We start from the raw sequence: 23,044 nt of genomic DNA, 5'->3' as shown, positions 1-23,044 counted from the left end.
GCGCCGGGGCCGGTTCGCCGGGAAAAAGCGGCGACGCGGACCGGGCAGTTCTGCGCATGGGTGCCTAGACCGCTTCAAGCGTCATCGACTGCGCCTTTTCACAAAAAATTCATATTCCAGGTTTTGGGACGCGGCGTTATCCGGCCGGACGGCGGGCGCTTCAGCTCAGCAGCACGATGCCGCCAGGCAGCGACGTGACCTGGGCGCCGTACACGTCGCGGATCAGCAGCGCAGCATCGGCCAACTGGTCCAACGAGAAACGCGCCTGCACCAGGCTGCCCGCCAGACGGTCGCCCACCAGCACGATGCGGCCAGGCCGATAGCGGTTGATCTCGTCGACCACCTGCGCCAGCGGCACGTTATTGAATTCCAGCACGCCACGGCGCCAGGCCGTGACCTGGTCAGGGTCCACCCGCCGCGGCCCGCTGGCGCCGCCAGCGCCCAGCACCACCTGCTGCGCCGCCGTCAATTCCACCGATTCCTGCCGCAAGGTGACGCGGGCGCTGCCTTCCAGGCAGGTTACGCGTACCTGGCTGTCGGTATAGCGCACGTTGACACACCCCGACGCGGTGTTGACCTGGCCGGCGCCCGCCGTCAGGCTGACGGGCTGTCCGGCCGTCACCAGTTCAACCTCGCCGGCCAGCAGATCAATCTGCTGCGCCTGGCCGCTGCGCGACAGGTTGATGCGGGTCTGAGTATTCAGTTGCACACTGGCATCGCCGGCCAGCGCCACGCGGCGCTGCTCGCCGGTGCCGCTGCGCACATCGGCGGTCAGTTCATCGACCGCCGGCCACAGGCCCAGCGGCGGCTTGAACGCCAGCCACGCGCCGCAGGCCGCCACCGCGCCGCCCAGGAAGGCGCGCCGCGCCGGCCGAGCGGTCCGGGCGCGGCGCGCCTGCGCGGCCTGAGCCTGCCGCGCGGCCGGCGCCAATTGCTGCCAGGCATGGCGCGTTTCCTTGAAGATGCGCGCATGCTCGACGCTTTGCCCGCACCAGCGGCGGAAGGCCTCGCCATCGGCCACGCTGGCCTGGCCCGAGGCCAAGCGCAAGACCCACGCCTGGGCCTCGCGCTTGAGCGCGGCCGCGGGGTCGCCACCGGGGCGGAAGCGTCTGAACAGGGTCGTCATATAGCTAAGACGTTTCCCGGGCCCGGGGACCGTAGCGCTGGACATATTTTTTTTCCAATTTCCCGCAGCAGTGCTCCAGCCCCGCGCGCAATTCCTTTTCCACGGTCCGCAGCGAAATGCCGAAGCGCTCGGCGATTTCGCGGTGCGGCACCTCATCGACCCGCGCCGCGATCACGATCGCCTGGCGCCGCCGCGGCAGTTCGGCCAGCGCCGCCTCCAGTGCCTCGATCTGCTGGCGCCCTTCGGCCACCTGAGCCGGGCCGGCGGCCTCGTCGGCCATGTCATACAGTTCATCGATCTCGGCCATCGACAGGATGCGGGCATTGGCGCGGCGTTGGTCCTCGGCGATGTTCGCGGCGATCTTGAACAGATAGGCGGCCGGATACTCCACAGGCGCGGTCTCGGCCAGGCTGTCGACCCGCAGCCAGGCTTCCTGCATGGCGTCGTTGGCCAGGTCTTCCGACCCCAGCCGGATGCGCAGACGCTTGCGGAATTCCTGGTACTTGGCCAGGAACAAGTTGCGCAGGGCGTCGCCGGTCATGGACATGCGCGTCAACCCGCCGCGCCGGCCAGACGGCAATCGGCGCCTGGATTCGGGCGCGGCGCCAGCACGATGGTCACGGGCTGCGGCAGGTCGGCCGGCGGCGGCGTGTCCATGATCAATCCCGACAACACGCCGGCCAACGCCTCGTCGCGGCGCACATCGCCGGTGCCCGACAGCACGCGCGCCTGGCGCACCACGCCGTTGCGGCCGATCCACAAGTGCAGCGAGGCGCGGTAGCGGCCGAACTGCGCGCCGGTCCACTGACACAGCGCGCGCGTCAGGGTGTTCTGCAATACGCCGGCATAGCGCGTCACCGCCGTAGGCGCCGGCGCCACGGCCGCCGCGCGCAACGCGGCCGCCTCCACCAGGGTGAACGCTGACGTGCTGGTGTAGCGGGCCTGCAGGCCGGTGCCCGTCAGCAATTGGCGCAACGCCTCGCGCGGCGCCAGCCGGCCACGCACCGCGCTGGCCTGGCGGCCGGCAGTCAGGCGGCTGGTTACCAGCACCGCCATGCCCGTGACCTGGGTGTAGGCGGCCAGGGCCGCATCCAGCGGCTGCGCGGCGATGTAGAACGGCATCAACGCCGTGTCCGCCGCCCGCTGCTGAGCCAGCGCGGCTGGCGGCAGCACCGACAGGCCGAACGCGAACCAGCAGGCGAACGCCCAAGCGGCCCCAGGCGCCTGCGTGACTGTCATAACACCCCGATGTCTCTAAAATGGCGTGGCCACAGCATGCCGGCGAGGGGCCGGACGCAGGGCGGAAGCGGCATGGTAGCGGCCGCATGTGACGGTCGGGTGACGCGCTCGTGACGGTAGCGGCCCCTTTGCCGGCAAACCTCACGAACGCGTCACTGGCCGCCGTAGAGCGTGACATCGCCCTCGTAGGCCCAGGGTGTCGTGCCGGGGAACAGCGCGGCGATGGCCTGGCGGCCACGCAGGTAGCTGCCGTGACGCGGACTGGACTTTTCGTTGTATTCCCGGCCGCCGGCGCGCAGTTCGGCGGAAATAAACCTGGCGCGCGAACAGGCCGCGCTGCTCGGACGGAAAGGCACCATGCCAGGGCGCGTGCATGACGCAATCGCGACACGCCACATCCGCGCCACGCCAGACCGCCATGCAATCGTCACCTGTGCGGCGCGATTCGTCCCTATACTGGTGACATGGCGGCCCCGGGCCACTGGACCCGTTCAAAGGAACCCGCATGCGCACACACAGCCCCTCCGCGCGCCGCGCCTGCCTGCTGATACTGGTGGCGCCGGCGGTAACGCCCCTGACGGCGGGCGCCCAGACGACGCCCACGCCAGTCCCCCAGGCCGCCTCGCCGGCGGCCAGGGCCGCGCCCGGCGGCGCCTGCATCGACACCGAGGTCAACGGCTACCGCGCCCTGTCGTACGACTGCCTCAATCAGAAAATGGCGCCCGACACCACGCCCAAGCCGCCGCCCACGCTGGGCTCCGAGGCCATCGCGCAGCGGCCGCCCAACCAGATGGGCCTGCCCACGCCCGCCACCATCGGCAACCGCATGGGCAACACCTTCGGCACCTCGGCCTATCCGCAGCGGCCAACGCCGTGACGGCCATCCACCCTTTCCGCGGCCGGCGGCGACCGGCAGGCCTCAGGCCGTGCGGCTGATGAAGTAGATCTTCTTGACGAACTGGTCCACTTCCCAGCGACCGGTATAGCCCTCGGGCATGACGAAGGCCTCGCCCACGGTCAGTTCGTGCACGGTGCCGTCCGGATCGACCAGGCGCGCCGCGCCCTCGACGATGTAGCCGAACTCGATGTAGCCGGTGGTATTGGACTGGAAACTGCCGGCCGTGCTTTCCCATACGCCGGCCTCGGCGCGGCCGCCATTGCCTTCGAACGCGGTCACGGTGCGGAACGCCGCGTCGCCCGACAGGGGACGCCTGGGCTTGCCGGGCACGGGGTTCTTCATGGGACCGGCGTCGATGCGGACCAGCCGCGATTGATCATGCTTCACTGCGCTTTCCTTGGAATCAATGCGCCGCCACCACCAGCACCTCGGCCGCGCCGCGGCTGACCGTGCGCATGCGATGCGGCAGTTCGGAATCGAAATAGAGGGAATCGCCCGTTTCCAGGCGGAACACGCGTTCGCCGACCTGGACCTCGATGGCCCCTTTGAGCACCAGCAGGAATTCCTCGCCGGGATGCGGGAACACCGCCGCCGCGTCGGGAAACTCGCGCGGCGGGTGCACGACGAAGGGTTCCATGGCCTTGACCTTGCGGCGCCCGGCCAGCGATTCGTAATGGTATTCGCTGCCCAGGCCGCGGCGCTGCAGCACCTCGCGGTCGGCCACCCGCACCAGGCTCACCACCTCGTCCTGCGCCGCGCCGTCGCCGCCCACCAGCTGCGACACGCCCACGCCATAGGCTTCGGCCAACCGCAGCACGGTGGAAATCGACGGCTCGCTCAGGCCGCGCTCCAGCTTGGACAGATAGCTCTTGGTCAGGCCCGTGCGCTCGCCCAGCTGTTCCAGGGACAGGGATTGCTGGCGGCGCAGCGTGCGCAGGCGGTGAGGCAGGTCGATCATGGGCGGGCAAATGGCGAAAACGACCGCTAAGCATGCCCGAAACCCGTCCAACCGTCGAGTCGCTCAGCGCCCCGCCCCACCTGGGCAGCCGCTGACCGGCGCCAGCCTGCCGCCGGGGCGGCTACGCGCCCAGCACGTCGGGATGCTGGCGCAGCGCCCGCCGCGCGTAGTACGAAAATCCCACCTGCGAACGCTTAGGCGTCAGGATCCAGTCGTGCGCCTCGCGCCCCAGTGCCGGCGGAATCGGCTGGATGGCGCCGGCCGCCATCGCCAGCAACTGCATGCGCGCGGCGCGCTCGAACTGCAGCGCCAGCACGCACGCCTCTTCCACCGTGCCCGCCGCTACCAGCATGCCGTGGTGCGACAGCAGGATGGCGCGCTTGTCGCCCAGCGCCGCCGAGATGATCTCGCCTTCCTCGTTGCCCACCGGCACGCCGGGCCAATCCTTCAGGAAGGCCACGTCGCCGTAGAGCGGACAGTTGTCCATGTGCGAGACCTCCAGCGGCACCTCCAGCATCGACAGCGAGGCCGCGTGCAGCGGGTGCGTGTGGATGATGCAGTTGACGTCCGGCCGCGCCCGGTAGATCCAGGAATGGAAGCGGTTGGCCGGATTGGGCATGCCGCCGCCCTCCTGCACCCGCAGGTCCTCGTCCACCAGCAGCAGGTTGCCGGCCGTGATCTCGTCAAAACCCAGGCCCAGCCTCTGGGTGTAGTAGCGGTCCGGCTCCGGCGCGCGCGCCGTGATCTGGCCGGCCAGGCCCGAATCATGTCCGCCGTCGAACAAAATGCGGCAGGTCAGCGCCAGGCGCTCGCGCAGGGTCCAGTCGGGCGTATCGAACTGGCGCTGCATCTCGGCCTGCGCCCGCGCGATCAGTTCATCCTTGCCCAGGTGCATCGTATCGGCCATGCTTGACTCCTTGCTATGCCGTTTCCAACAACGGCGTGAAACCCGGCAGGGCGCGCATGCGCGCCAGCCAGGCGTTGAGGTGGCGCAGGGCGGACAGGTCGTAGCCGCCCTGCTCCGCCATGCTGGTGTAGGGATACAGCGCGATGTCGGCAATGGTGGCGGACTCGCCCACCAGGAAGGCGCGGCCCGCCAGATGCGCATCCATCCACGCCGCCGCGCGCATGCCGGCGCGGCGCCATTCGACCATCGCCGGCTCATCCACCTGCGCCGTGCCGCGCAGGTGGATCAGCAACCGCGGCTGCGCGAAGGCATGCATGTGCTGGGTCTGTTCGAAGCTCAGCCAACTGGCCACCTGCGCCTGCGCCAGGCGCCCCTCCGGCAGCCACGGCGTGCCGCGCCCCAGGTACCACAGGATGGCCTGCGACTCCGCCAGCCACACGCCTTCGGGCGTGCGCAGCGCCGGCACCTGGCGCCACGGGTTGATGCGGCCGAATTCCTCGGTCTCCAGATCGCCCTGCACGATGTCGAAGGTGCGGCGCGTCAGCGCCAGCCCCATGTAGCCGCAGGCCAGCCGGATCTTCCAGGCATTGCCTGAGCGCAACGTGTCCGCCAGTTCCAGCGGCTGCCCCGCCAGCGGGTGAGTCATCATGATCAATCCATCCTGATGTCGGCGCGCTTGACGATCCCGGCCCACTTCTTCTTTTCGGCCGCGATGAAGCGCTGGTATTCATCGGGCGCGCCGCTATAGAGCTGCGTGCCCTGCGCCGCCAGGCGCGCCTTCAAATCGGGCGAGGCCAAGGTCCGGCGCAGCGCCGCATTGAGCTTTTCCAGCACCGCCGGCGGTGTGCCGGCCGGCGCGAAGAAAGCATTCCAGGAACTGATCTGCAGCCCCGCGTCGCCAGCCTCCGCCGCGGTCGGCACCTGCGGCGCCGACGGCAAACGCTGGTCCGCCGCCACCGCCAGCGCGCGCAGCTTGCCCGAGGCCACGTGCGGCATGATCACCGGACTGGCATCCATCACCACGTCCACCTGCCCGCCGATAGCCGCGTTGACCGCCTCGCTGCCGCTCTTGAACGGCACGTGCACGATGTCCACGCCCGCCGTCATCTTAAGCAGCTCCAGCCCCAGATGCGGCGAACTGGCCGTGCCCGCCGAACCGAAATTCAGCTTGGCCGGATGCGCCTTGGCGTACGCCACGAAGTCGGCGAAATTGGCCGCCGGCAGGTCGCCGCGCACCGCCAGCAGATAGGGCGAGCCGGACACCAGGCCGACCGGCGCGAACGTGTCGGGGTCATAGCTGAGCTTGGCGTAGATCAGCGGATTCACCACCTGGGTGCCGACCGTGCCCATGAAGATCGTATACCCGTCGGCCGGCGCCGTCGCCGCCACCTGCGCCGCGATCACGCCGCCCGCGCCAGGCCGGTTCTCCACCACCACGCTCTGGCCGAGCGCATCGCCCATGCCTTTGCCGACTTGGCGCGCCACGATGTCGGTGATGCCGCCGGCGCCGAACGGCACCACCAGCCGGATCGGATGATCCGGAAAAGCGGCCTGCGCGCCGCTGCTTGCGGCCAGCGCCAAGGCGGCGGCCATGATCATGCGTTTCATAGGATTCCCCTTGTGTCCGCCGCTGAATCGCGGCTATGACACAAAGTGTCCTATAGAGCATTGATTTTCCGCAAGGGAAATGTGATTGGGGGAATCCCTGAGCAGCAGGAATAAAGTTCGCCTTTTTCGTTGAAGTTCGCCTTTTGGCTTTGGTGGTCAACGCCAGCCATTGGGCGGACATCTTCTTCTTTTCCTCGCCGATAAACAGTCTGCAGGTCAAAGAAAGGCGAACTTCGCAATAAACGCAATCGAATTGGTTCGACGGTCTAAGCCCCAGATATGGGAGATGCCAATACGGGCTTTGCGGAGGAGACACGGACGTCTCGAGACACTCGGCTGTGAGTTGGGAATTGTCAGAGTTGGAAGCGTCGTGCTTTGTATTGACGACACCGGGGCGCTTGTTGCCAGTGGCGGCTTTCGGCTGTGGATTCAAGCGGACAGTCACCAACGCCGCTTTTTTGACATACTCGCCGCACCACCTGTATGTCGGCGGCTCATTCACACAGCCGGAATACTTAGCAACTGCGCCGCGAGATCCAAGGCCTCACGGAGGTGTTCCAACTTGGTGTCGATAAGATCGTCACTGTTTGGCCAGCCTCAAATCATGTCAGCCAACAGGGCGAATGCTCGGGTGCACGTTGGTCGCAGTGGATCAGAGAGCTATCGACGCTTGCTTCGGCCTGGCCACGAAAGCTCTCCAGTAAGTTCCGCTAGGCCGCCATCGTCTTCGACTCGCGCGCCGAAACGATTCACTTCAACTTCAGGCAAGTCTTCACCGTCAAACCATAGTAGTGAAATGGTTGTGTCAGTGCGGGCGTAGTGCCTCGATAGCTCCCAGAGATCAAGGCCCTTTTCCCAATTGTCGAACCACACGTCTTGGGAGACTTCCCCGGTATCAGTGGCGCTGACTCCAGAAGACCTGATTTGATGTGCGACTGAGCCTGCTGGGATCGTCGATCTAGGAGGTATCCATGCCCCGGCTTGTCGCAAAGAGGTAGAGCGTGCTGCATACCGTACTGCGCCGCGTTCCATGGTGACAAAAGCGCAGGGGGCATCGCTGAGAGTGGCAAATCTGGACGCAGCAGCAGGAAACGATGCACCAAACAAATCGGCCATGTGCTGAATCAGCTCGAAAGAAGGCTCTTCCTTCGGGGTGGCAGCAAGCCATGACTGATAGGGCATCAGCAGTTCGGCCGCAAACGCGTCGCAGGCTACCTCATTAGGATGTCGCTTGGCGTAAGACCACGACGGGACTTCTTCATGACTCGACTCTAGGCCGAGCACGATATGAGCTATTTCGTGGCAAATGGTGAATCGCTGGCGCTCCTCTGTTTCCAGGGAGTTCACAGTGATGATGTGCTTCCCACTTGGCTTGGTAAGGGTGTAGCCGGATTCACCCTGGCCAAGCTCATCCTTCTTGACCTTGGCATTGGCTGCCACTACGTAGGCAGAAAGATCCTCTCGAATGTTTGCAATATCGACTTGCGCAACAAACGAGCGCGCCTTCTGCCTGACAGCCGCCTCATCCATATTCAATCGTCCTCGTCGTCATCCTCAAGAGCCTTCTTGATTCGGGCAATCAATGTGGCGGGATCGGGCCTTGCATTGCCGCGATGCCTGACGCCCGCCGCCATCGTAAATACGTCGATACCGATAGATGGATCTTGTAGCACAAATTCGACAAGGCTCGTATCCGCATCGGCATGGTCAGCGAGCCAAGTCACCAGAGCCGCGTCCCTCTCCGAGGGTTTCAGAACTTTCAATAGCTTCTCGACTAGGTCTTGGGAAGGGTTGGTTTTTTCGCCTGTTTCGAGGCGATAGACATATGCATGGTCCACGGACGATAGCTGGCCAATCTCACGCAGCGAGAGAGTTCTACGTTCGCGTAGCGTCTTGATAGCGACGCCCAAGCCTGTTTGCGGCATGAATTCTTGTCCTTGCGGTTGCGGGAGACGGCATGGCCATCTGTTGCTCTAGTCCCACATCCATTTGTGTCCAAAGGTGCATGTTGCATGACAGTTGCGCCGTCGCACATGCTCTGATACATTGTTGTCCAGCCAGACAACGGATGTGGGTTCTAAGCCTGCTCCAGGTTGAATTGGCTTGGCCTTCCTGTTGTCTGTCTGAGCAACGAATTGTGCTACAGCAGGCGGCCATTGACAACCTGGCCTACTGCCAGGACTTCGTTGCTTTCACTGTAGGAGAGCCGCCATGGCCGGTAAGAATCAGCATGTTGTTCCTCACCAAGACGGTTGGGCTGTCAAGGGCGCAGGCAATCAGAGGGCGACCTCTGTGCATAACACGCAGCAACAAGCGATAGATGCGGGGCGTGACATTGCCCGCAACCAGAAGTCCGAACTCGTCATCCATCGCCCGGATGGCCGTATCCGCGACAAGGACAGTCACGGCAACGACTCCTTCCCCCCGAAGGGCTGAGGCGCCATGACCGACGTCCCCACCTACCATGTGCTTGCCCTTTCGGGCGGCGGGTATCGCGGTTTGTATACGGCCACGGTGCTCGCCGAACTCGAAATCGTGTTGGGCCGTCCTATTGCTTCGCATTTCGACCTGATCTGCGGCACTTCGGCGGGTGGGATGCTGGCTTTGGGACTGGCTGCAGAGATACCGGCCCAGGATCTCAAAACGCTGTTTGAAGATCAAGGCAACCGCATTTTTGGTTGCCGCAGTCTTGCAAGGCGGCTCCTGGGATTCTGGCTGCGCGCGAAGCATGACGCCGTGGGATTGAGAGATGTGCTGACTGAGCGCTTCCAAGACACCACTATCGGTAATCTCAAGCATCGAGTCCTTGTGCCCGCAGTCAACTACTCGACGGGACGTGGGCAGTTTTTCAAGACGCCTCACCATCCTTCCTTCGAGGTGGATCACCACATGAAGATCGTCGACGTTGCGTTGGCCACTGCTGCGGCACCTGTCTACTTTCCACTGGCTCGCAATGACCGAGGCGTTTTCGCAGACGGGGGATTGGTCGGCAATGCCCCTGGCCTCTTCGGGTTGCACGAGGTCAGAACATTCCTAGCGCCAAAGCCGGACGCGCTGATTCGGGTTCTCGCCATCGGTACGATGACGATCGGCGCGACGGTCCGTGGCGGTGCCAGTCTTGACCGTGGGTTTGGCAAATGGCGCGGAGGGCTGTTCGACTTGGTGATCTCTGCTCAAGAATCGTCCGTGGACTATATGTTGCGGCAGTCGTTAGGGAATAACTACTTTCAGATCGACGACAAGGCAACACCTGATCAAAGCAGAGACGTCAAGGCGCTGGATCGGGTTTCAGTTGGCGCCACGAATACGCTCAAGGACCGTGGAAAGCATGCGGCGCAACGGGCGCTTGGTGATCCACTTTTTAAACCATTTCGTGCGCACTCGGCCGGCGCGCCCATCTTCTATCACGGCCCCAACAAAAATGTTCCGGAGGCCACGTGCTGAACCTTAGTCCGCTCTTTTTTACTACAGTAGAAGACGAGTCGTGCATGCACGACAAGTTGGATTTGACGCCTGAGCAGCGTGAATGGATCGCTAACGCACGTACGGACGTCAGGGACTGCTTGCGTACAGGCATCCCTCGCGTCTTGAAGGCGCGTGGCTACACCGAAGGAGCGCCACAGCCTCGGTTCTTCACGCAAGGTTCGTGGGCCTATAAGACGCTGAACTCGCCGGCACAGCGTCCACAGCAAGCGGATGTAGATGACGGCTGCTATCTACCACTGAGTTTCGTGTCGCAGACGAAGCGTCCTAGCACAGCCACAACCGTATTCTTCGCCGCTGCGGAAGAGGCTCTGAAGCCGCTGGTCGAGGAGAAGGGCTGGAAGCTTGTCACAGACAAACCGACGTGCATTCGCATCATCATCGCCTCATACGCCCACATTGATATTCCGTTGTATGCCATACCCGATGAGGAATTTGTCACTCTCGCAAAGGCCTCGATGGAACGGTATGGCTTCGACTCACTGACGGAGGCGATGAGCAGGGCGGAGCGGGACGCGTGGACGGCGCTGCCCGCTGACAAGGTGCTCCTTGCCCATAGGGAATGCAACTGGATGGCATCCGATCCCAGGCCCGTGAAGGAATGGTTCTTGGGCGAAGTGGAGGTTAAGGGCGAGCAGTTCCGACGCGTGGTTCGTTACTTGAAAGCGTTCCGTGACTGGAGGTGGCCAACCGGTGGGCCTGCTTCAATCTTGCTAATGGCCGCAGCGGCACCTCTCTTCGAAAGGCGCGATCGACGCGATGACTTGGCCTTGCTCGATGTCGTCGCTGCATTGCCGACCCGGTTGCGTGCGGGGGTGAACAATCCGGTGGAGGAGTCGGAGTCCCTGACCAAGCGGCTCGGCCCGGACGGCGTCGAAGATACCGCAATGGCGTTCGAGGCCTTTGAGAAGGTGCTTCGCGGCGCGACCGACGCCGGCAGCCCCTCACAGGCATGCATTTGGATGCAGCGTGAATTCGGGCCACGTTTTCCGAATCAGCCTGACCGGGTCAAGGCGGTGTCCATCGCTGCCACCATTGCGGCAGCTCCGGCCGCCGCTGGCCCGAGCGAACTCGTTGGGCGAACGAAAGCAGGATGAGCAACACCGTAACGGTCGCAGATGTAGTCGAGGCGTTCAAGCAGCGAGGCTTCGACTTTGTTGGCAAGAGGAAGGACGGCTGGGTCAAGTTGCACGGGCGCTTGATTTCTCCCGGCTCGGGCGAGTGTTGCCCGTGCGAGGTCCAGCTGGATCCCACATTCTTCGAGCTTCCTCGCATTAGACTGCTCGAGATTCCCCCACAGCTGCCCAAAGCCGTTCCCCATCTTGGGGGAGATGGTTCCCTTTGCTATCTCTCCAAGGGGACGGTTGTTCTGGATATCTACGACCCAGTCGGCCAATACCTAGCCTGCCTAGAACGTGCGGCTTCGGTGTTTGGCCAGATATTGAAGGGCGAGATGGTCGACGACCTTGCAGAGGAGTTTTTCGCCTACTGGGATGGCTGGCTCTGTTTCGTGGATATGCAGGGGAAGGATTTGGGGCGGCAAAGTTGTATTGTCGCGCAGGCTAGCGGAAATCCCTTATGGTTCATTACCGACAACGAGGAGCGAACAAAAAACAAGCTGCACTCTCTCGGCTACAAAGTTACCGATAGAACAGTACTGACCTACAGAGTCAAGACCACGGCTCAACCGCGGCCCCTAACCAAGCACTGGCCACCAGAAACAGTTGGGGATATCTTGACGTGGCAAGGCACTCTCGATTCGCGGTGTCGTCGGAAGATTCACGAGCGTATCAAGGAAGGTGAACGAACGCAGGCCAATGGTGTTTTGATTGTCATTGAGTCGCCCTTGATGACGTATGGCTTTGTGGTTCTCTATGATCGCCAGGAGGCATCCCGGAAGAGCAAACTTGCCGATGGTAGGGATACAAGTTACGGACTAAAGGTGATGCCTGTCTCCGTGATCCGAATCGATGATCGCTATCTTGCGCAGCGAAATGTTCCAAAATTAAACATCCTAGCAGGCAAGAGCATCGCCGTCGTCGGGTGTGGAACGATTGGTGGCTATCTGGCCGATATGCTTGTCAAAGCTGGGGCGGGTACATCCGGCGGAAAAATCACACTGGTTGATTTTGACTGCCTTCTCCCACAGAACATTGGGCGCCACCGCTTAGGATTTCCGGACCTTCTATCGAACAAGGCCGAGGCTATGGCGAAGGAACTCAAGCGCTTAGCGCCGGGCGCCGATATCCGAGCCCTACCAGTCGATGTAAGAAAGGCACATCTGGGGAAAATTGATTTTCTCATCGATGCTACTGGCGAAGAGTCATTAGGGCATTGGTTGTGTGGCCGCTATCCCTCCCCGCTGCCTATGCTTTCAGTATGGATAGAGGGGCCAGGAACGACTGTCCGTGGGCTTCTGAGAACGAACGTAGCTGGTGCGTGCTATCGATGCCTTTGGCACAGCAGTAGAAGGGGCGAGCTCCACTCCACCCGGGATCCTCTTCCTGTCATCCTGGCAGGGCATGGGTGCGAAGGTTTGTATGTGCCATTCCCTGCTTCAGTATCGGTGCAAGCAGCAAGTTTGGGCGCCGAGATGGCTCTTGATTGGGTAAACGATATCTATTCTCCTGCGCTGCGAACGAGATTGATCGATCGCTCCCATCAACTTGCAACGCCCGATTGCGATCCGCTTCCGGATCGGGACTGCCCCTTATGCCATTCATGAGCTCCTGGGCCACCCACGACAAAAGAATGCTGCTGCATTTTTCAGAGCCCACGCTGGAGACTTTCTCTCAGCATGTCCAGGCCAGTGATGCCGACTGCGAAGCCGGCGGACTTCTGCTTGGTTCGGTGCACGGTGCCCATTTGCTTCTCCACCAAGCGACGGTTCCCACGGCGTGGGACAAACGATTTCGCTACCTATTCGAGAGAATGCCGTATGGTCATGACGCCATCGCGCTCTCTCGATGGACTGCGAGTCAGGGAACCGTCCGTTATCTGGGGGAATGGCACACGCACCCGGAAGACTATCCACGTCCTTCTGCTCTTGATAGATCGGAATGGACCCGCCTTGCCGCGAAGCGGCGGGACAAGCGCCCTATGCTGGCCGTCATCGTCGGGCGAAAATCTCTTTATGTCGAGCTAGTCCCAGCTTGGGGGCGTGGCTCGGAGTTCCTGCCAGAGGAATGAAGTTGGGGACTCAAATCTGTGCACAGGGCCTCCCCCTTGATCTCTTAATTTTTTCTGCTGAGCGTCCTTTCACATATGCAAGGTCAATGACTGCAATGAAGCGCAAGCGGAACCCCTTTACAGAGGAAAGACTGGAAACTCTGCGTGCAAAAAACAGATCATCGTCCATGCAAAATCAGATCTATGCAGCTAACCTACCATCATCAGCCCTCGCGTCGAGCGACTGACCCTCGACCTTAGGCCGCTGACTTGCAAGCATCGAGTCACACGCTTCTAGCAGGAGCAGCGCAGTACCGGGAAGGTCGCTAATGCGCAACTTCCCCTTTTGAAATGATGAAGCATCGCTCAGCGCGGGAAAATGTCTTCGCAACCACTGATCTGGTACCGACCGCCGCAATTTGTCTATGACTTCCACCGGCAACAGGTCCTCGTTGAGATCAGACTGCTTCCTCTCTGTTTTTCTCTGAGGAAGCGAGAGAGCCGGCGCGTCGGCGCCGGCTATCGCGCAAAGAACGTCAACTGCCCGAGCAAGGTACCTCTGAACGGCAGGGCAATCACGGACCTCTTCCAAGTCGGGCGTCTCATCTTCGACTGAATCATGACCTCCGCCAGGGGCATCCGCGAACGCCGTGGCGCGATATTCTTGCTTGACCACGAGAAGAGCAAGCTCATGCTCGAAGCACAGGTCAGCCCCCGGGATAAAGTGTTCTCGACGCCAGTAGGCAAAACCCAACGTCTTCTTTTGCTCGTCCACGCACGCCGGACAGTAGCGAACCACCTCTGCGCGTGTGAATCCAAAGCCCTCCCCCAACTTTTTCTTAGACACGGCCCAATCAGCTACCGCTCCCTCGCTCGACAGACGCGTGAAGAAATACAAGGGCTGTAGCGTATGCGACCTCCAGTAAGCCTCGGCCTGCATGCCAAGCGAACTTGCGAAGTCCTCAATCGGATAGGGAAGAAAGGTATTGATGAAATGGGACAGCCTCCCATGCGGAACGCGGGCCATGGCAGGCGTCATACGAGAACCTTGATTGTTGATGCACCACGCTCGCGCATAGTGCCCGAGATAGAACTCTCCAGGCGCCGGCTTGACTACTATCACTACGTCCAACCCTTCTAAACAACGACAACTTATGGCGAAGCTATTCGAGGCTCGGCCTTCGTATACCAGTCGACGAGTGCCTTAGCCGTCAGCGCACTCGTCCCGGCCAGCGCGCAACCAATGTGCAACGCTCAACAAAATCAAAGGATGCAAGCGTTGCCAAGCACCGAATCTCAGGATCCACAGCCAGGTGGTCGCTAGGCATGACTCCGAAGGCAATGCACGCATATCAGGTGCGAGACGAAACGGCGCCACGTGTGCGACATACGCCCTTCCCGCGTCCTCGAGGCGCTTTCGAGGACGCCATTCCGGGCTCAATCGCAACGTGTCGAATGCCAGCCGAATTTCTTGCACGCGAAGCTCCGCCGACAGCTGAGGGCGGCTCATTGCCGCGACGCAGAACGCTGAGAAATCGGCCAGCGCCGCCAAATCCGCCTCGTTGATGTTTTGCCCTACCGGCACCGCCGTCTCCAACGTGGGCAAGGCCCAAGACAAGCCACCTGCACGCTCCCTAACGCGTCGTTGAATCCATAGCAGCCTGCCATGCACGCTACACATCCAAACGCCCGGATACTGATGAGGCAACTTCCAATAGGAAACGCCAAAACGCCGACGCTCCTCTGCTACGCAATCGGGGCAGAGCTTCAGAGCATGGTCTGACGCGAAGCCGCAGATCGCAGTGCGTATGCGAAACCGCCACGCGTCGCCTCCAACATCGTCGCAGATGCGCGTCATCAGATCCTCGGCGATCTCTCGCGGCTTCCAAGCCAAGAAATAGGGATAAAGCGTGCGCAACAAGAGCTGGAGAGCGTCGCCAAAACGGCCCTCCGTCACATCCGCAAAATGCTCAAGCCTAGCGGGGAAATCGTGCTGACGGCCGAGCAGAGGGTGGCCGAACAGCATGCTACAGGTGACGTCACTGCGCCTAAGGCCTGAAGCTCGATGAATACGACTGCAAAGGCTGAAGAAGGATTCGTCGCCTGCTAGCCAACCTTGCACCGGAGACTCGTAACCCATATACCAGCGCTCTCATTAGCAAACAATTTCGGAACAATCAAATCTCAGAAATTTGACTTCCTTCAGCCCATTGCAATGCGAACATACCAGAAAAAAAGGGTCAGTACAATACCTAAGTCCTTGATATAAAGACTCTATTATAAAGCAGGACTTTTATGGGGACAGATTATATCAAGAAAAGAGGGTTCACTTTTCGCCGAAAGCAAATTTTTCATTATTCGACAAACAGGAGCTAATGGCTCAAAATCACCCCAGCCGGCCGCCCCCCAATTTTGGCCGGCCGACCGTCCCATGGGCTTGTCCAGACGAGACGCTCTGATACCGATCCACCAAGGAGACCCCCTCGAAAGCCTAGCCCCACTTTGCTTGAGACCAAATAGCACAAGGCCGAAAAGCTCTTGCAGGAGCTTTTCGGCCTTCGAGATGTGCGTCGGGTGGAATCCCTATGCCCATCTTGCCTCGGTGGGCTGCGCAAGTCAAGCGCAGTTCCGGACGCGTTCGCCCCGAGGAAATGCCTCGTTCTTAAGCCTTGAAACCCAAACATTTTCAAGGAATTAATTCCATGGCCAAGAAGGCGCTTATCAGCGAAGCGAGACTTCGCACAATTTCTGCTCGTCAGAACACCCCTCTCTGGGGACCTGACTATATCCCCGCACAGCTCGCGACTCGTGAGGAAGCCCCCAGCATAAGCAGGGCCTCCATCGTCTACTCGAGCCGCCTGGGTCGAGACCTACACTTCCTGTCATTACCGGAACGAGCTGCCGGCTCTCTTGCCCTGCTCCATCCTCGACTTGTCGACATGCACGAGCAGAAAGTCCTGTCGCCCATACCCGCCGATCACCCCTTGACGACACACCCCCGTGCTCAGGGACAAGTTTTTCCTCCGCTGCCTGGCACGGTCGCGATCGCGGAACGCCTTGGCATGGCGAATCGGCACCCTCACGTATGGATTGACGACCCTCAATCTATTCACGGCGAAAAAGCCGCTGTTCCGTTCCCTTATCTGGGCGACCTTTTGCTCGTTATGGAAGATCGCGATGGTCTTTACTGCATCAACTGGTCCGTGAAAAAGACCGTTGCAGCATTCTCATCGCCCATTGGGAACCGTGTGCGCGCCAGAGCCTCTCGAGAACGCGCAGCTGAGCGCGTCGCCCAGCGTCAGACTCTCGAAGCTGAGTACTATGCAGCCGCTGGCATTCGGACAGTTCAGGTGAGCGAAGCTGACATGGATCTCATGCTCGTCACAAACTTGAAGTGGCTCATCACATGGAGCGCGCGCCCAGTACCAACGGATCCGGAAAAACGGCATGCCGTTTGGGCCGCTTTTCACGCTCTCCGCCGAAACGCGGTCTCTCCACGTTCTGTGTTCCCGGAATTGCAGACAAGGCTGGAACTGTCTCAACATGAATGCAAGCGGCTCTTCTATGAAGGAATTTACCGTCGCGACATCCGGGTGGATCTGTACTCGCCGATCCTGATCGATAGAGCCTTGCGCCCCGAACGTCAGGATCCCCTCGTCGAATTCTCTCGATGGTTCGCGAGGTAGCCATGCAAGTCGGAACCAAACTTATCGCCCCGAATGGATACCTGGATCTGCCGACAGATCGCGAGTTCTACTTTCTACTGAACAGCACAGCCGCGCGCCGAGCACTTTTGGCCATATTTGAGCGCGGCAAAAAGGAATGGGATGCGCACCTCGTCGTCCTCGAGCAACAAGACTTCGAACGTGGAATCCTCAGCGGAGAGCTCCGCGCCACAGCGTCCCAACCTTCGATGCCTCCGCACCTCGAAGGACTGGAGGGAATCGATCTATGGGAGGTCGACACGCGCCGCGTTGGAAGCAAGAAGAGCAACATCTTTCGAGCCCAAGAGCGTTTGCTTGCCATCGTCGACTATGTAGATGCTTGGCCTGCCATCGTCCAAGCGGACGCTCCCGAATTCGCCATCAATCAGATGGCAAGAGAACGAGGGCAAACACCGCGGCGAGTTCGGCATTGGCTCTTGACGTACTTGTGCTTCGGAAGGTCAGAGCTGTCCCTCTACCCAGCATTCGGCAGGATTGGTCATTACGATCGTGCGTCCACACCTGGCTCCAAGCCATACGGCCGGCTTACCCGCAATCCTGACTTGGCTCCGCCTCGGCGCCTGACCCAACGGGACATCGACCTGATTGGGAAGTCATACGCAAATTTAGCCAGAAACGGGCAATCACTATCCAAAATCTATGCCGAGGCAATGGTCAAACACTTCCACGCCACCACAGAGGTGCTGGCCGATCGCAATCGCAGGCTAATTGCCGCCGATGGAACCCCGGTCCCCACCCTCGGGGCCTATCGATACCACGTAAATAAGCTGTTTGGCGCGTCGCAGATCCGCACGGCGAAGTACGGAAAAAATCGGGCAAGACGCCAGAGACGGAACCACGGCAGCTTCCGGGAGACCACGACTGACCACATGCAGATAGTGGAATGCGACGGCTTCTACAGCCTGGAGAAACCGTGCAGCTACGTTACCGGCAAGGAGCTTGACCGGCTCTGCGTTGTTCGAGGCGTGTGCGTAGCGACATCTCAACTCGTGGGCATCGGCTTTTCCCTAGGGGGAGAACACTCCGATGCGTATCGAATGATGTTGTTTTCGATGGCCATTGATAAAAAAGCTTTTTGCTCTCTGTTCGGCATAGAGATCCAGGAAGGAGAATGGGTGGGTCACGGACTTCCCCTTCAAATTGTGAATGACCGAGGACCAGGCTCTACGCTTCACCACCGGCGAGAAATGCTCGGTCCGAACCGAAAAACAAGCTACCTCCCGCTGTGTGAAATCACCCCTACAGGTTCGGGACAGTCAAAAGCGCTGATCGAGAGCAAGCACCCGAAGGACCTTCGGATGGAAGAGCCGAACGTCTACGTCAAAAGCGAGAAAACGGTCACAGAGCTGGTGTTCAGTGAAATCCAGCGCTGTCTCACGCAAAACGAGAGTCAGCTACAAGACACCGGCTACAACGCGACGTTCGCCCGGAGGAATGTCCGTCCCACGCCAGCCGCTCTCGCAGCAGACCTGGTAAAGGTAGGCAGGACGGCTGCTCAACCCATCCCCTTCGCAGAGGCAGTTCGTCAATTCCTGCCTTCCTCCCATATCTCGCTCACGCGATTAGGAGCCAGGTTTCGGAGCATTACGTATCGGTCCAATCAGTTGGCAGAGGCTGTGTCCACATATCCTGACAAGCGCGTCAGAAAGCTAAAGGCCTACTACCTGCCACTTTGCCTTCGTCATATCTGGATAGAGCTAGACGGACGGCTATTGCAACTCGACAACGAAAGTATTTTCAACGGCGGCCCCGAGGACTCCAACCTTAGCGAGAAGGAAGCTCTCGAACTGGAAGATCGAAGACGCGGGAACCGTCAAAGGCAGGACCTGAACCGTAACGCAGTCATCGCACAGGGCATGAAAAATGAGCAGGATCGATTCGGACGCCCCTATCAAGCACCTCGCCTGACCACTCGACGAAGTGAGAAAACGCCGAAGGCGTCGGCTGCCGAACGCTCGCAGCACCGAAATTTGTACCACGGAGAACGCTGATGCCCAGCTCATCCCTTCCCTGGATCGCACGATTCGAAGCGCTGCGCACCGAATCGGCGATACGACAACATTGCTATCGGATGCCGCGTCCTCTAGAACTGGCATCAACCGCCAGCCCTACCGACGTTGAAGTCAGGGTCGGTAGCACGCTAGCTGAGATCTACTACCCCACGAAGCAGGACGTGGCGATCCTAAGTCGCTTGCGGGACCTTGCCAAAGCGTATTGCGAGTGCGCTTATGAGAGCGAGCAGCGTTATGCATCCAAGCTGCATGCGCCAATAAAGACTACGACCGGGACGTTTAGCAATCCCATCTGCCTCACCGGCCTTGCCGGTGTCGGCAAAAGTCAGGTCATTGATGCGTTCTGCCGCTTGTTCACTGACACGCGCATCCAGGTGCTAGATGGCCTCTTAGCGTCCCCCATGAAAGGCCCTATCAAGGTGACTCTCCAACGAGATTTGGGCCTCAAGACCTATCTCAACGACTACATCAATCTAGGCGTCAAGAATCCGAAGATCCATTCTCTCAAGGACGCCATCGATTGCTTTCCACATCGCGCTTATGCCCGCGGAGCCCCCTTCGTCCTAATCGATGAAACGCAGTTCAAAGTAGGTGGAAGCAGCACCAGCAGCATTCGAAACATCTTGCTCCAGTTCACGCAATTCGGCATACCGCTGCTGTTCGTTGCAAACCTAAGCCTAGTCAGAGCGCTCAGTCGTTCTCCTGAACAGCTGCGCCAACGTTTGCTCACTAGGCCAATAGAAGTCGGACGTGATGGAGCGGGCTCGGACGATTGGATTGCCTTCTTGCGTTGCTGCCACACGAGTCTTGGCGAGACCATTAATCTCGACGTCCATTCTGAGCAAGAGGTCATTCACCAATTAACAGGTGGCATCAAGCGCTTAGTCGTGGATCTGTTGAAGATCTCCTACCGGCACTCCCGAGGCTCCAAGAAAATCCGCCAAGTCACAATGGACCACGTGCAAGACGCCTACCGATCCTCTGACTATGCAGTATCCCGCCACCAACTCAAGGCACTCAGTGACTACGTCATTAGCGGAAACCCAAAGAGCGAGTACCACAACCCTCTCGGTCCGTCCCGATTGGCAAGAGGCTTTGATACCAGTAACACAGAGGATCCCACACTGAAGGAAATTGCCCGCAGAGCATCCCTGACGCAGGTGCCCGTGAATTCGAAAGACAACAATCCAGACGGCGAACGGCGGCTAGCCACCGCCCCGCCAGCGCCAAGAAGCCGAAAAAATCGCCCTACCGCCGTTGATCTGTTGAGCAATGCCATTCGCCTTGGGAAGCTATATGGATCGCAAAACTAAGCCATGCCCCGGTCATAATGCCGAATACCCCCTTCACGGGTCGCGCACAGGGCAACGCAGAACCTAAACGCCACCACGATCGGGGGCGCGGAGTTCACATACGCCGCAAAAAAACGAAAGCCCCAACGAGTTGGGGCTCCGTAGTCTGGATCTCATTACCCGCTCCTGGCGGGACCACTTGCGTGGGGGGTAACGCTATTGTCCGTACCTGGACGCACCAGCTATTGCGCTATTGACATGTTTGCACACTCTGGCGTCCTTGCGCAACACATCGAGCATCCAGCTACTCATGATGATGCGGGTGCCATGCGCACGATTCTCCGGAGCTATGCGTGCAACGCTCCTGGTCTTAATCTTGCAGGCTAGCCCTCCACATCGCCGATGTATGACGGAGCGCCCGATCGGTCCCTAATACAATCTGCGGAGCCACATTGACGAGCGCAACTGCTTTGACCTAAGCTACTCTCGCCGCCCTAGAGAAATCTCTCCCGGATAGAATGCCGGTGACATGACTAGGTCTGAATAGCCCCGAACCATTCGGGGCTATTTCTTTTCCCGCTCAAGAAAGTGGCCGGAGGGATCCCCCAGGATGACTGTCTTCGGCCATGACCAGTCCTTCGACGAAGGCATCGCGAGCGCCCATGAAAGGCTACGCGACGCTTCAAGACAGACCTTCAACCTTGCACTTCATACGAATATTGGGCAGGATGTGAAAGAACACGTTTCGTAACTGACAGAATCTATGCACGTACAAATCGAACGATTCAAGAACCTCGCTTCGGTAAATCTGGAGCTTGGCGGATTGACCTTGCTGGTTGGCGGCAACAACGCTGGTAAAAGCTCGGTGTTACAGGCTATTCAGTTTGGCGTCTCAGTTGCGCAGACTTCGGCGATGCAAGGGGGAATATGGGCAGACGATCGGCTGGCTACATCTATCGGGCAAAGCGACCTCGTCTACTCACCAATCAAGGATGTGCTTTCTCTCGGGCCAAATGGCAGACTTAGGGAGCCGGAAAATGAAGCTATTAGTATCACGTATTCGCAAGGAGGAAGTGAGGCTAAGGTTTCGGTACGGAAAGGTCGGAACAAAAATGTCCGTTTCGAATTGATCGGACAAGGGGTGGGGCAGCAACTTCAATCCATCACCAGTCCATTCAGCGCGCTCGTGACCGGCTTGGCTGGGATCCCATCGGAGGAAGAGTTCGAAACGAACATTGTTGTTCGAAAAGCGGCTGCAAAAGGAGACTCCAACTCCGTCTTCAGAAATATACTTTTACAGCTTAAATCCGACCCACAAAAGTGGTTTCGCTTCCAAAGTCAGATTCGGAGGATTTTTCCCGAATATGATCTCGAAGTTACTTTCAATCCAGACGCCGATGAAACCATCCGGTGCACTGTGCAGAGGGACGGCATAATCTATCCCATTGACTCCTGCGGAACAGGAGTGCTCCAAGCAATACAGATTTTTTCATATATCAATCTATTCGAGCCCAAAATTTTGCTCTTGGATGAGCCGGATAGTCATCTTCATCCAAATAATCAAAAGCAATTGGCGCAGGAACTAATAACGGCGGCGGATTCTGGATTGAACGTTGTGGTTTCAACCCACAGCCGACATTTGGTTGAGGCACTTTGGGAAAATGCGCGGCTAGTGTGGCTAAAGGAAGGTGCTGTGCAGCCCAATGTGGAAGATTACGAAATAAAGGCGCTTCTAGAGATAGGCGCGCTGAACGTCGGCGAACGGCTCGGCAACCCGAGATACATCTTTCTGACCGAAGACAAGGATCAGAATTTGTTTGGCGTATTGCTTGAGTCGAACGGTTATGACATCGATGAATGTGACATCGTTTCTTACTCGGGTTGCACCCAGATAGGGACGGCGATCGCCCTGATTTCGCACCTGCGTAAAACACATGGCGATGCCCAATACGTAGTTCATCGAGATCGAGATTTTTTGTCCGAAGACATATTGAACCAATACAGAGAGAAGTTCGCTCGCCTAAATGTTGCGGTTTTTATTCCGGAAGGAAACGACATAGAAGCATTCTTTGTTAAGCCAGAACATATTGCCGTGGCATGCGGGATCGAAGAAGCGCAAGCGCGGCAGGTGGTTCAGGCCGCATACGAAGCTCGCAAGAACGAGCTGACAGCAAAATACGTCAATACGCGCGTCGAAAATATGCGGAAGTCTGGTCAACAGCCCAACGCGGGAGATCTCGCAGTGGAATGCAACGGTCTCATGGTGGGGCCAGAGGCAGTGGTGGTACACGGGAAGATATTGATGAAGGGCGTTCGTGATGTGCTGCACGCACAGCGAATTCCTGACCGTATCGTATCCACTTCAGCAGCGCTCCGATCCGGAAGTCTTCGTGCATTTCAACAGGTTTGAGTAATTGACCCTTTCGATTGTCAAAGAATAAAGACTGACTGCTCTTGCGTCTTCAGCAAACCAATGAATAACGTACGCAAGTGTGCCTTTCGGTCGAGAGCATACAACAATAAGACGCCACTTCCAGCCTCGAACGGTCAGCCGCTCCAGCTAACTATCCAATGCGTACGCCGAGCTTGGGATTACCTTTCTGAGAGCGGCAAAGCAGCGCTTCGAGC

General features: G+C 59.5%; 23 protein-coding genes. 10 read left to right on the top strand and 13 right to left on the bottom strand.

Translation table 11 applies throughout. From position 1 onward, the window contains the following. Positions 1 to 160 precede the first annotated feature (160 nt). The 4 genes from K2W61_RS17820 to K2W61_RS17805 all read right to left on the bottom strand — a co-directional run bounded on the left by K2W61_RS17820 (position 161) and on the right by K2W61_RS17805 (position 2,724). Positions 161 to 1,126, bottom strand: coding sequence for a FecR family protein (locus tag K2W61_RS17820; protein ID WP_175132623.1), 966 nt, complete (start codon positions 1,124 to 1,126; stop codon positions 161 to 163). A gap of 4 nt (positions 1,127 to 1,130) precedes the next feature. Then, positions 1,131 to 1,667: an RNA polymerase sigma factor gene (locus K2W61_RS17815; protein ID WP_236756221.1), complete on the bottom strand. Its 537-nt coding sequence runs from the start codon at positions 1,665 to 1,667 to the stop codon at positions 1,131 to 1,133. An 11-nt stretch (positions 1,668 to 1,678) separates the two neighbouring features. Further along, a complete protein-coding gene (locus K2W61_RS17810) occupies positions 1,679 to 2,365 on the bottom strand; it encodes an STN domain-containing protein (RefSeq protein ID WP_236756220.1) in 687 nt (228 codons plus the stop codon). A 152-nt stretch (positions 2,366 to 2,517) separates the two neighbouring features. Continuing rightward, positions 2,518 to 2,724, bottom strand: a complete 207-nt coding sequence (locus tag K2W61_RS17805; protein WP_236756219.1) for a hypothetical protein — start codon at positions 2,722 to 2,724, stop codon at positions 2,518 to 2,520. Positions 2,725 to 2,870: 146 nt separating this feature from the next. Here K2W61_RS17805 and K2W61_RS17800 point away from each other — a divergent pair, with 146 nt between their 5' ends. Next, positions 2,871 to 3,242, top strand: a complete 372-nt coding sequence (locus K2W61_RS17800; protein WP_236756218.1) for a hypothetical protein — start codon at positions 2,871 to 2,873, stop codon at positions 3,240 to 3,242. Between the two features lie 42 nt (positions 3,243 to 3,284). On the opposite strand, the gene K2W61_RS17795 is transcribed toward K2W61_RS17800, so the two are convergent. The 7 genes from K2W61_RS17795 to K2W61_RS17765 form a co-directional block, all read right to left on the bottom strand. Beyond that, positions 3,285 to 3,650 carry a cupin domain-containing protein gene (locus K2W61_RS17795; protein ID WP_175132628.1) on the bottom strand — a complete coding sequence of 122 codons (366 nt, stop codon included), beginning with the start codon at positions 3,648 to 3,650 and terminating at the stop codon, positions 3,285 to 3,287. A gap of 16 nt (positions 3,651 to 3,666) precedes the next feature. After that, positions 3,667 to 4,221 carry a helix-turn-helix domain-containing protein gene (locus tag K2W61_RS17790; protein WP_236756217.1) on the bottom strand — a complete coding sequence of 185 codons (555 nt, stop codon included), beginning with the start codon at positions 4,219 to 4,221 and terminating at the stop codon, positions 3,667 to 3,669. 121 nt (positions 4,222 to 4,342) lie between these two features. Continuing rightward, positions 4,343 to 5,128, bottom strand: coding sequence for an aldolase (locus K2W61_RS17785; protein ID WP_175132630.1), 786 nt, complete (start codon positions 5,126 to 5,128; stop codon positions 4,343 to 4,345). A 13-nt stretch (positions 5,129 to 5,141) separates the two neighbouring features. Beyond that, on the bottom strand, positions 5,142 to 5,777 hold the full coding sequence (locus tag K2W61_RS17780; RefSeq protein WP_175132631.1) for a glutathione S-transferase family protein: 636 nt from the start codon (positions 5,775 to 5,777) through the stop codon (positions 5,142 to 5,144). A 2-nt stretch (positions 5,778 to 5,779) separates the two neighbouring features. After that, a complete protein-coding gene (locus tag K2W61_RS17775; RefSeq protein ID WP_175132632.1) occupies positions 5,780 to 6,736 on the bottom strand; it encodes a Bug family tripartite tricarboxylate transporter substrate binding protein in 957 nt (318 codons plus the stop codon). Positions 6,737 to 7,396: 660 nt separating this feature from the next. Next, a complete protein-coding gene (locus K2W61_RS17770; protein ID WP_236757015.1) occupies positions 7,397 to 8,266 on the bottom strand; it encodes an ImmA/IrrE family metallo-endopeptidase in 870 nt (289 codons plus the stop codon). Positions 8,267 to 8,268: 2 nt separating this feature from the next. Continuing rightward, positions 8,269 to 8,661, bottom strand: coding sequence for a helix-turn-helix domain-containing protein (locus tag K2W61_RS17765; protein ID WP_175140534.1), 393 nt, complete (start codon positions 8,659 to 8,661; stop codon positions 8,269 to 8,271). A gap of 286 nt (positions 8,662 to 8,947) precedes the next feature. Here K2W61_RS17765 and K2W61_RS17760 point away from each other — a divergent pair, with 286 nt between their 5' ends. From K2W61_RS17760 to K2W61_RS17740, 5 genes are read left to right on the top strand one after another with little or no spacing between them, the layout of a single operon-like run. Next, entirely contained in the window at positions 8,948 to 9,172 is a 225-nt protein-coding gene (locus K2W61_RS17760; RefSeq protein ID WP_236756215.1) for a DUF2188 domain-containing protein, read from the top strand. A 6-nt stretch (positions 9,173 to 9,178) separates the two neighbouring features. Further along, positions 9,179 to 10,180 (top strand): CBASS cGAMP-activated phospholipase, encoded by a 1,002-nt coding sequence (locus tag K2W61_RS17755; protein WP_236756214.1) that lies wholly within the window; start codon positions 9,179 to 9,181, stop codon positions 10,178 to 10,180. Further along, entirely contained in the window at positions 10,174 to 11,316 is a 1,143-nt protein-coding gene (locus tag K2W61_RS17750; protein WP_336885397.1) for a CBASS cGAMP synthase, read from the top strand. The genes K2W61_RS17755 and K2W61_RS17750 overlap by 7 nt, the downstream gene beginning before the upstream one ends. Continuing rightward, complete coding sequence (locus K2W61_RS17745; protein WP_236756212.1) at positions 11,313 to 12,944, top strand: ThiF family adenylyltransferase; 1,632 nt, start codon at positions 11,313 to 11,315, stop codon at positions 12,942 to 12,944. The genes K2W61_RS17750 and K2W61_RS17745 overlap by 4 nt, the downstream gene beginning before the upstream one ends. 26 nt (positions 12,945 to 12,970) lie before the next feature. Next, entirely contained in the window at positions 12,971 to 13,408 is a 438-nt protein-coding gene (locus K2W61_RS17740; protein WP_236756211.1) for a Mov34/MPN/PAD-1 family protein, read from the top strand. 181 nt (positions 13,409 to 13,589) lie between these two features. Here K2W61_RS17740 and K2W61_RS17735 read toward each other — a convergent pair whose 3' ends face one another. Together K2W61_RS17735 and K2W61_RS17730 are read right to left on the bottom strand one after the other, a co-directional pair. Continuing rightward, positions 13,590 to 14,426 carry a TniQ family protein gene (locus K2W61_RS17735; RefSeq protein WP_236756210.1) on the bottom strand — a complete coding sequence of 279 codons (837 nt, stop codon included), beginning with the start codon at positions 14,424 to 14,426 and terminating at the stop codon, positions 13,590 to 13,592. Between the two features lie 165 nt (positions 14,427 to 14,591). Next, positions 14,592 to 15,527, bottom strand: coding sequence for a TniQ family protein (locus K2W61_RS17730; RefSeq protein WP_236756208.1), 936 nt, complete (start codon positions 15,525 to 15,527; stop codon positions 14,592 to 14,594). A gap of 562 nt (positions 15,528 to 16,089) precedes the next feature. Between K2W61_RS17730 and K2W61_RS17725 the strand changes: the two genes are divergently transcribed. The 4 genes from K2W61_RS17725 to K2W61_RS17710 all read left to right on the top strand — a co-directional run bounded on the left by K2W61_RS17725 (position 16,090) and on the right by K2W61_RS17710 (position 22,826). Next, positions 16,090 to 17,073 (top strand): PDDEXK family nuclease, encoded by a 984-nt coding sequence (locus K2W61_RS17725; RefSeq protein ID WP_236756206.1) that lies wholly within the window; start codon positions 16,090 to 16,092, stop codon positions 17,071 to 17,073. A gap of 2 nt (positions 17,074 to 17,075) precedes the next feature. Further along, complete coding sequence (locus tag K2W61_RS17720; RefSeq protein WP_236756205.1) at positions 17,076 to 19,103, top strand: hypothetical protein; 2,028 nt, start codon at positions 17,076 to 17,078, stop codon at positions 19,101 to 19,103. After that, complete coding sequence (locus K2W61_RS17715) at positions 19,103 to 20,437, top strand: TniB family NTP-binding protein (protein ID WP_236756204.1); 1,335 nt, start codon at positions 19,103 to 19,105, stop codon at positions 20,435 to 20,437. The genes K2W61_RS17720 and K2W61_RS17715 overlap by 1 nt, the downstream gene beginning before the upstream one ends. Positions 20,438 to 21,179: 742 nt before the next feature. Then, positions 21,180 to 22,826, top strand: coding sequence for an ATP-dependent nuclease (locus tag K2W61_RS17710; RefSeq protein WP_236756203.1), 1,647 nt, complete (start codon positions 21,180 to 21,182; stop codon positions 22,824 to 22,826). Positions 22,827 to 23,044: the final 218 nt, after the last annotated feature.

The sequence above is a fragment of the Achromobacter pulmonis genome (genome assembly GCF_021733725.1).
Taxonomy (GTDB): domain Bacteria; phylum Pseudomonadota; class Gammaproteobacteria; order Burkholderiales; family Burkholderiaceae_B; genus Achromobacter; species Achromobacter pulmonis.
Note: the sequence above shows the minus strand (reverse complement) of the source record. Positions and strands in the feature narration are given on the sequence as shown.

Coding starts and splice junctions, on each gene's coding strand:
- K2W61_RS17710 (WP_236756203.1), top strand. CDS start 21,180: ATGCACGTACAAATCGAACGATTCAAGAACCTCGCTTCGGTAAATCTG.
- K2W61_RS17755 (WP_236756214.1), top strand. CDS start 9,179: ATGACCGACGTCCCCACCTACCATGTGCTTGCCCTTTCGGGCGGCGGG.
- K2W61_RS17785 (WP_175132630.1), bottom strand. CDS start 5,128: ATGGCCGATACGATGCACCTGGGCAAGGATGAACTGATCGCGCGGGCG.
- K2W61_RS17760 (WP_236756215.1), top strand. CDS start 8,948: ATGGCCGGTAAGAATCAGCATGTTGTTCCTCACCAAGACGGTTGGGCT.
- K2W61_RS17715 (WP_236756204.1), top strand. CDS start 19,103: ATGCCCAGCTCATCCCTTCCCTGGATCGCACGATTCGAAGCGCTGCGC.
- K2W61_RS17780 (WP_175132631.1), bottom strand. CDS start 5,777: ATGATGACTCACCCGCTGGCGGGGCAGCCGCTGGAACTGGCGGACACG.
- K2W61_RS17810 (WP_236756220.1), bottom strand. CDS start 2,365: ATGACAGTCACGCAGGCGCCTGGGGCCGCTTGGGCGTTCGCCTGCTGG.
- K2W61_RS17790 (WP_236756217.1), bottom strand. CDS start 4,221: ATGATCGACCTGCCTCACCGCCTGCGCACGCTGCGCCGCCAGCAATCC.
- K2W61_RS17775 (WP_175132632.1), bottom strand. CDS start 6,736: ATGAAACGCATGATCATGGCCGCCGCCTTGGCGCTGGCCGCAAGCAGC.
- K2W61_RS17815 (WP_236756221.1), bottom strand. CDS start 1,667: ATGACCGGCGACGCCCTGCGCAACTTGTTCCTGGCCAAGTACCAGGAA.
- K2W61_RS17730 (WP_236756208.1), bottom strand. CDS start 15,527: ATGGGTTACGAGTCTCCGGTGCAAGGTTGGCTAGCAGGCGACGAATCC.
- K2W61_RS17765 (WP_175140534.1), bottom strand. CDS start 8,661: ATGCCGCAAACAGGCTTGGGCGTCGCTATCAAGACGCTACGCGAACGT.
- K2W61_RS17740 (WP_236756211.1), top strand. CDS start 12,971: ATGCTGCTGCATTTTTCAGAGCCCACGCTGGAGACTTTCTCTCAGCAT.
- K2W61_RS17735 (WP_236756210.1), bottom strand. CDS start 14,426: ATGACGCCTGCCATGGCCCGCGTTCCGCATGGGAGGCTGTCCCATTTC.
- K2W61_RS17820 (WP_175132623.1), bottom strand. CDS start 1,126: ATGACGACCCTGTTCAGACGCTTCCGCCCCGGTGGCGACCCCGCGGCC.
- K2W61_RS17770 (WP_236757015.1), bottom strand. CDS start 8,266: ATGGATGAGGCGGCTGTCAGGCAGAAGGCGCGCTCGTTTGTTGCGCAA.
- K2W61_RS17805 (WP_236756219.1), bottom strand. CDS start 2,724: ATGGTGCCTTTCCGTCCGAGCAGCGCGGCCTGTTCGCGCGCCAGGTTT.
- K2W61_RS17745 (WP_236756212.1), top strand. CDS start 11,313: ATGAGCAACACCGTAACGGTCGCAGATGTAGTCGAGGCGTTCAAGCAG.
- K2W61_RS17725 (WP_236756206.1), top strand. CDS start 16,090: ATGGCCAAGAAGGCGCTTATCAGCGAAGCGAGACTTCGCACAATTTCT.
- K2W61_RS17720 (WP_236756205.1), top strand. CDS start 17,076: ATGCAAGTCGGAACCAAACTTATCGCCCCGAATGGATACCTGGATCTG.
- K2W61_RS17800 (WP_236756218.1), top strand. CDS start 2,871: ATGCGCACACACAGCCCCTCCGCGCGCCGCGCCTGCCTGCTGATACTG.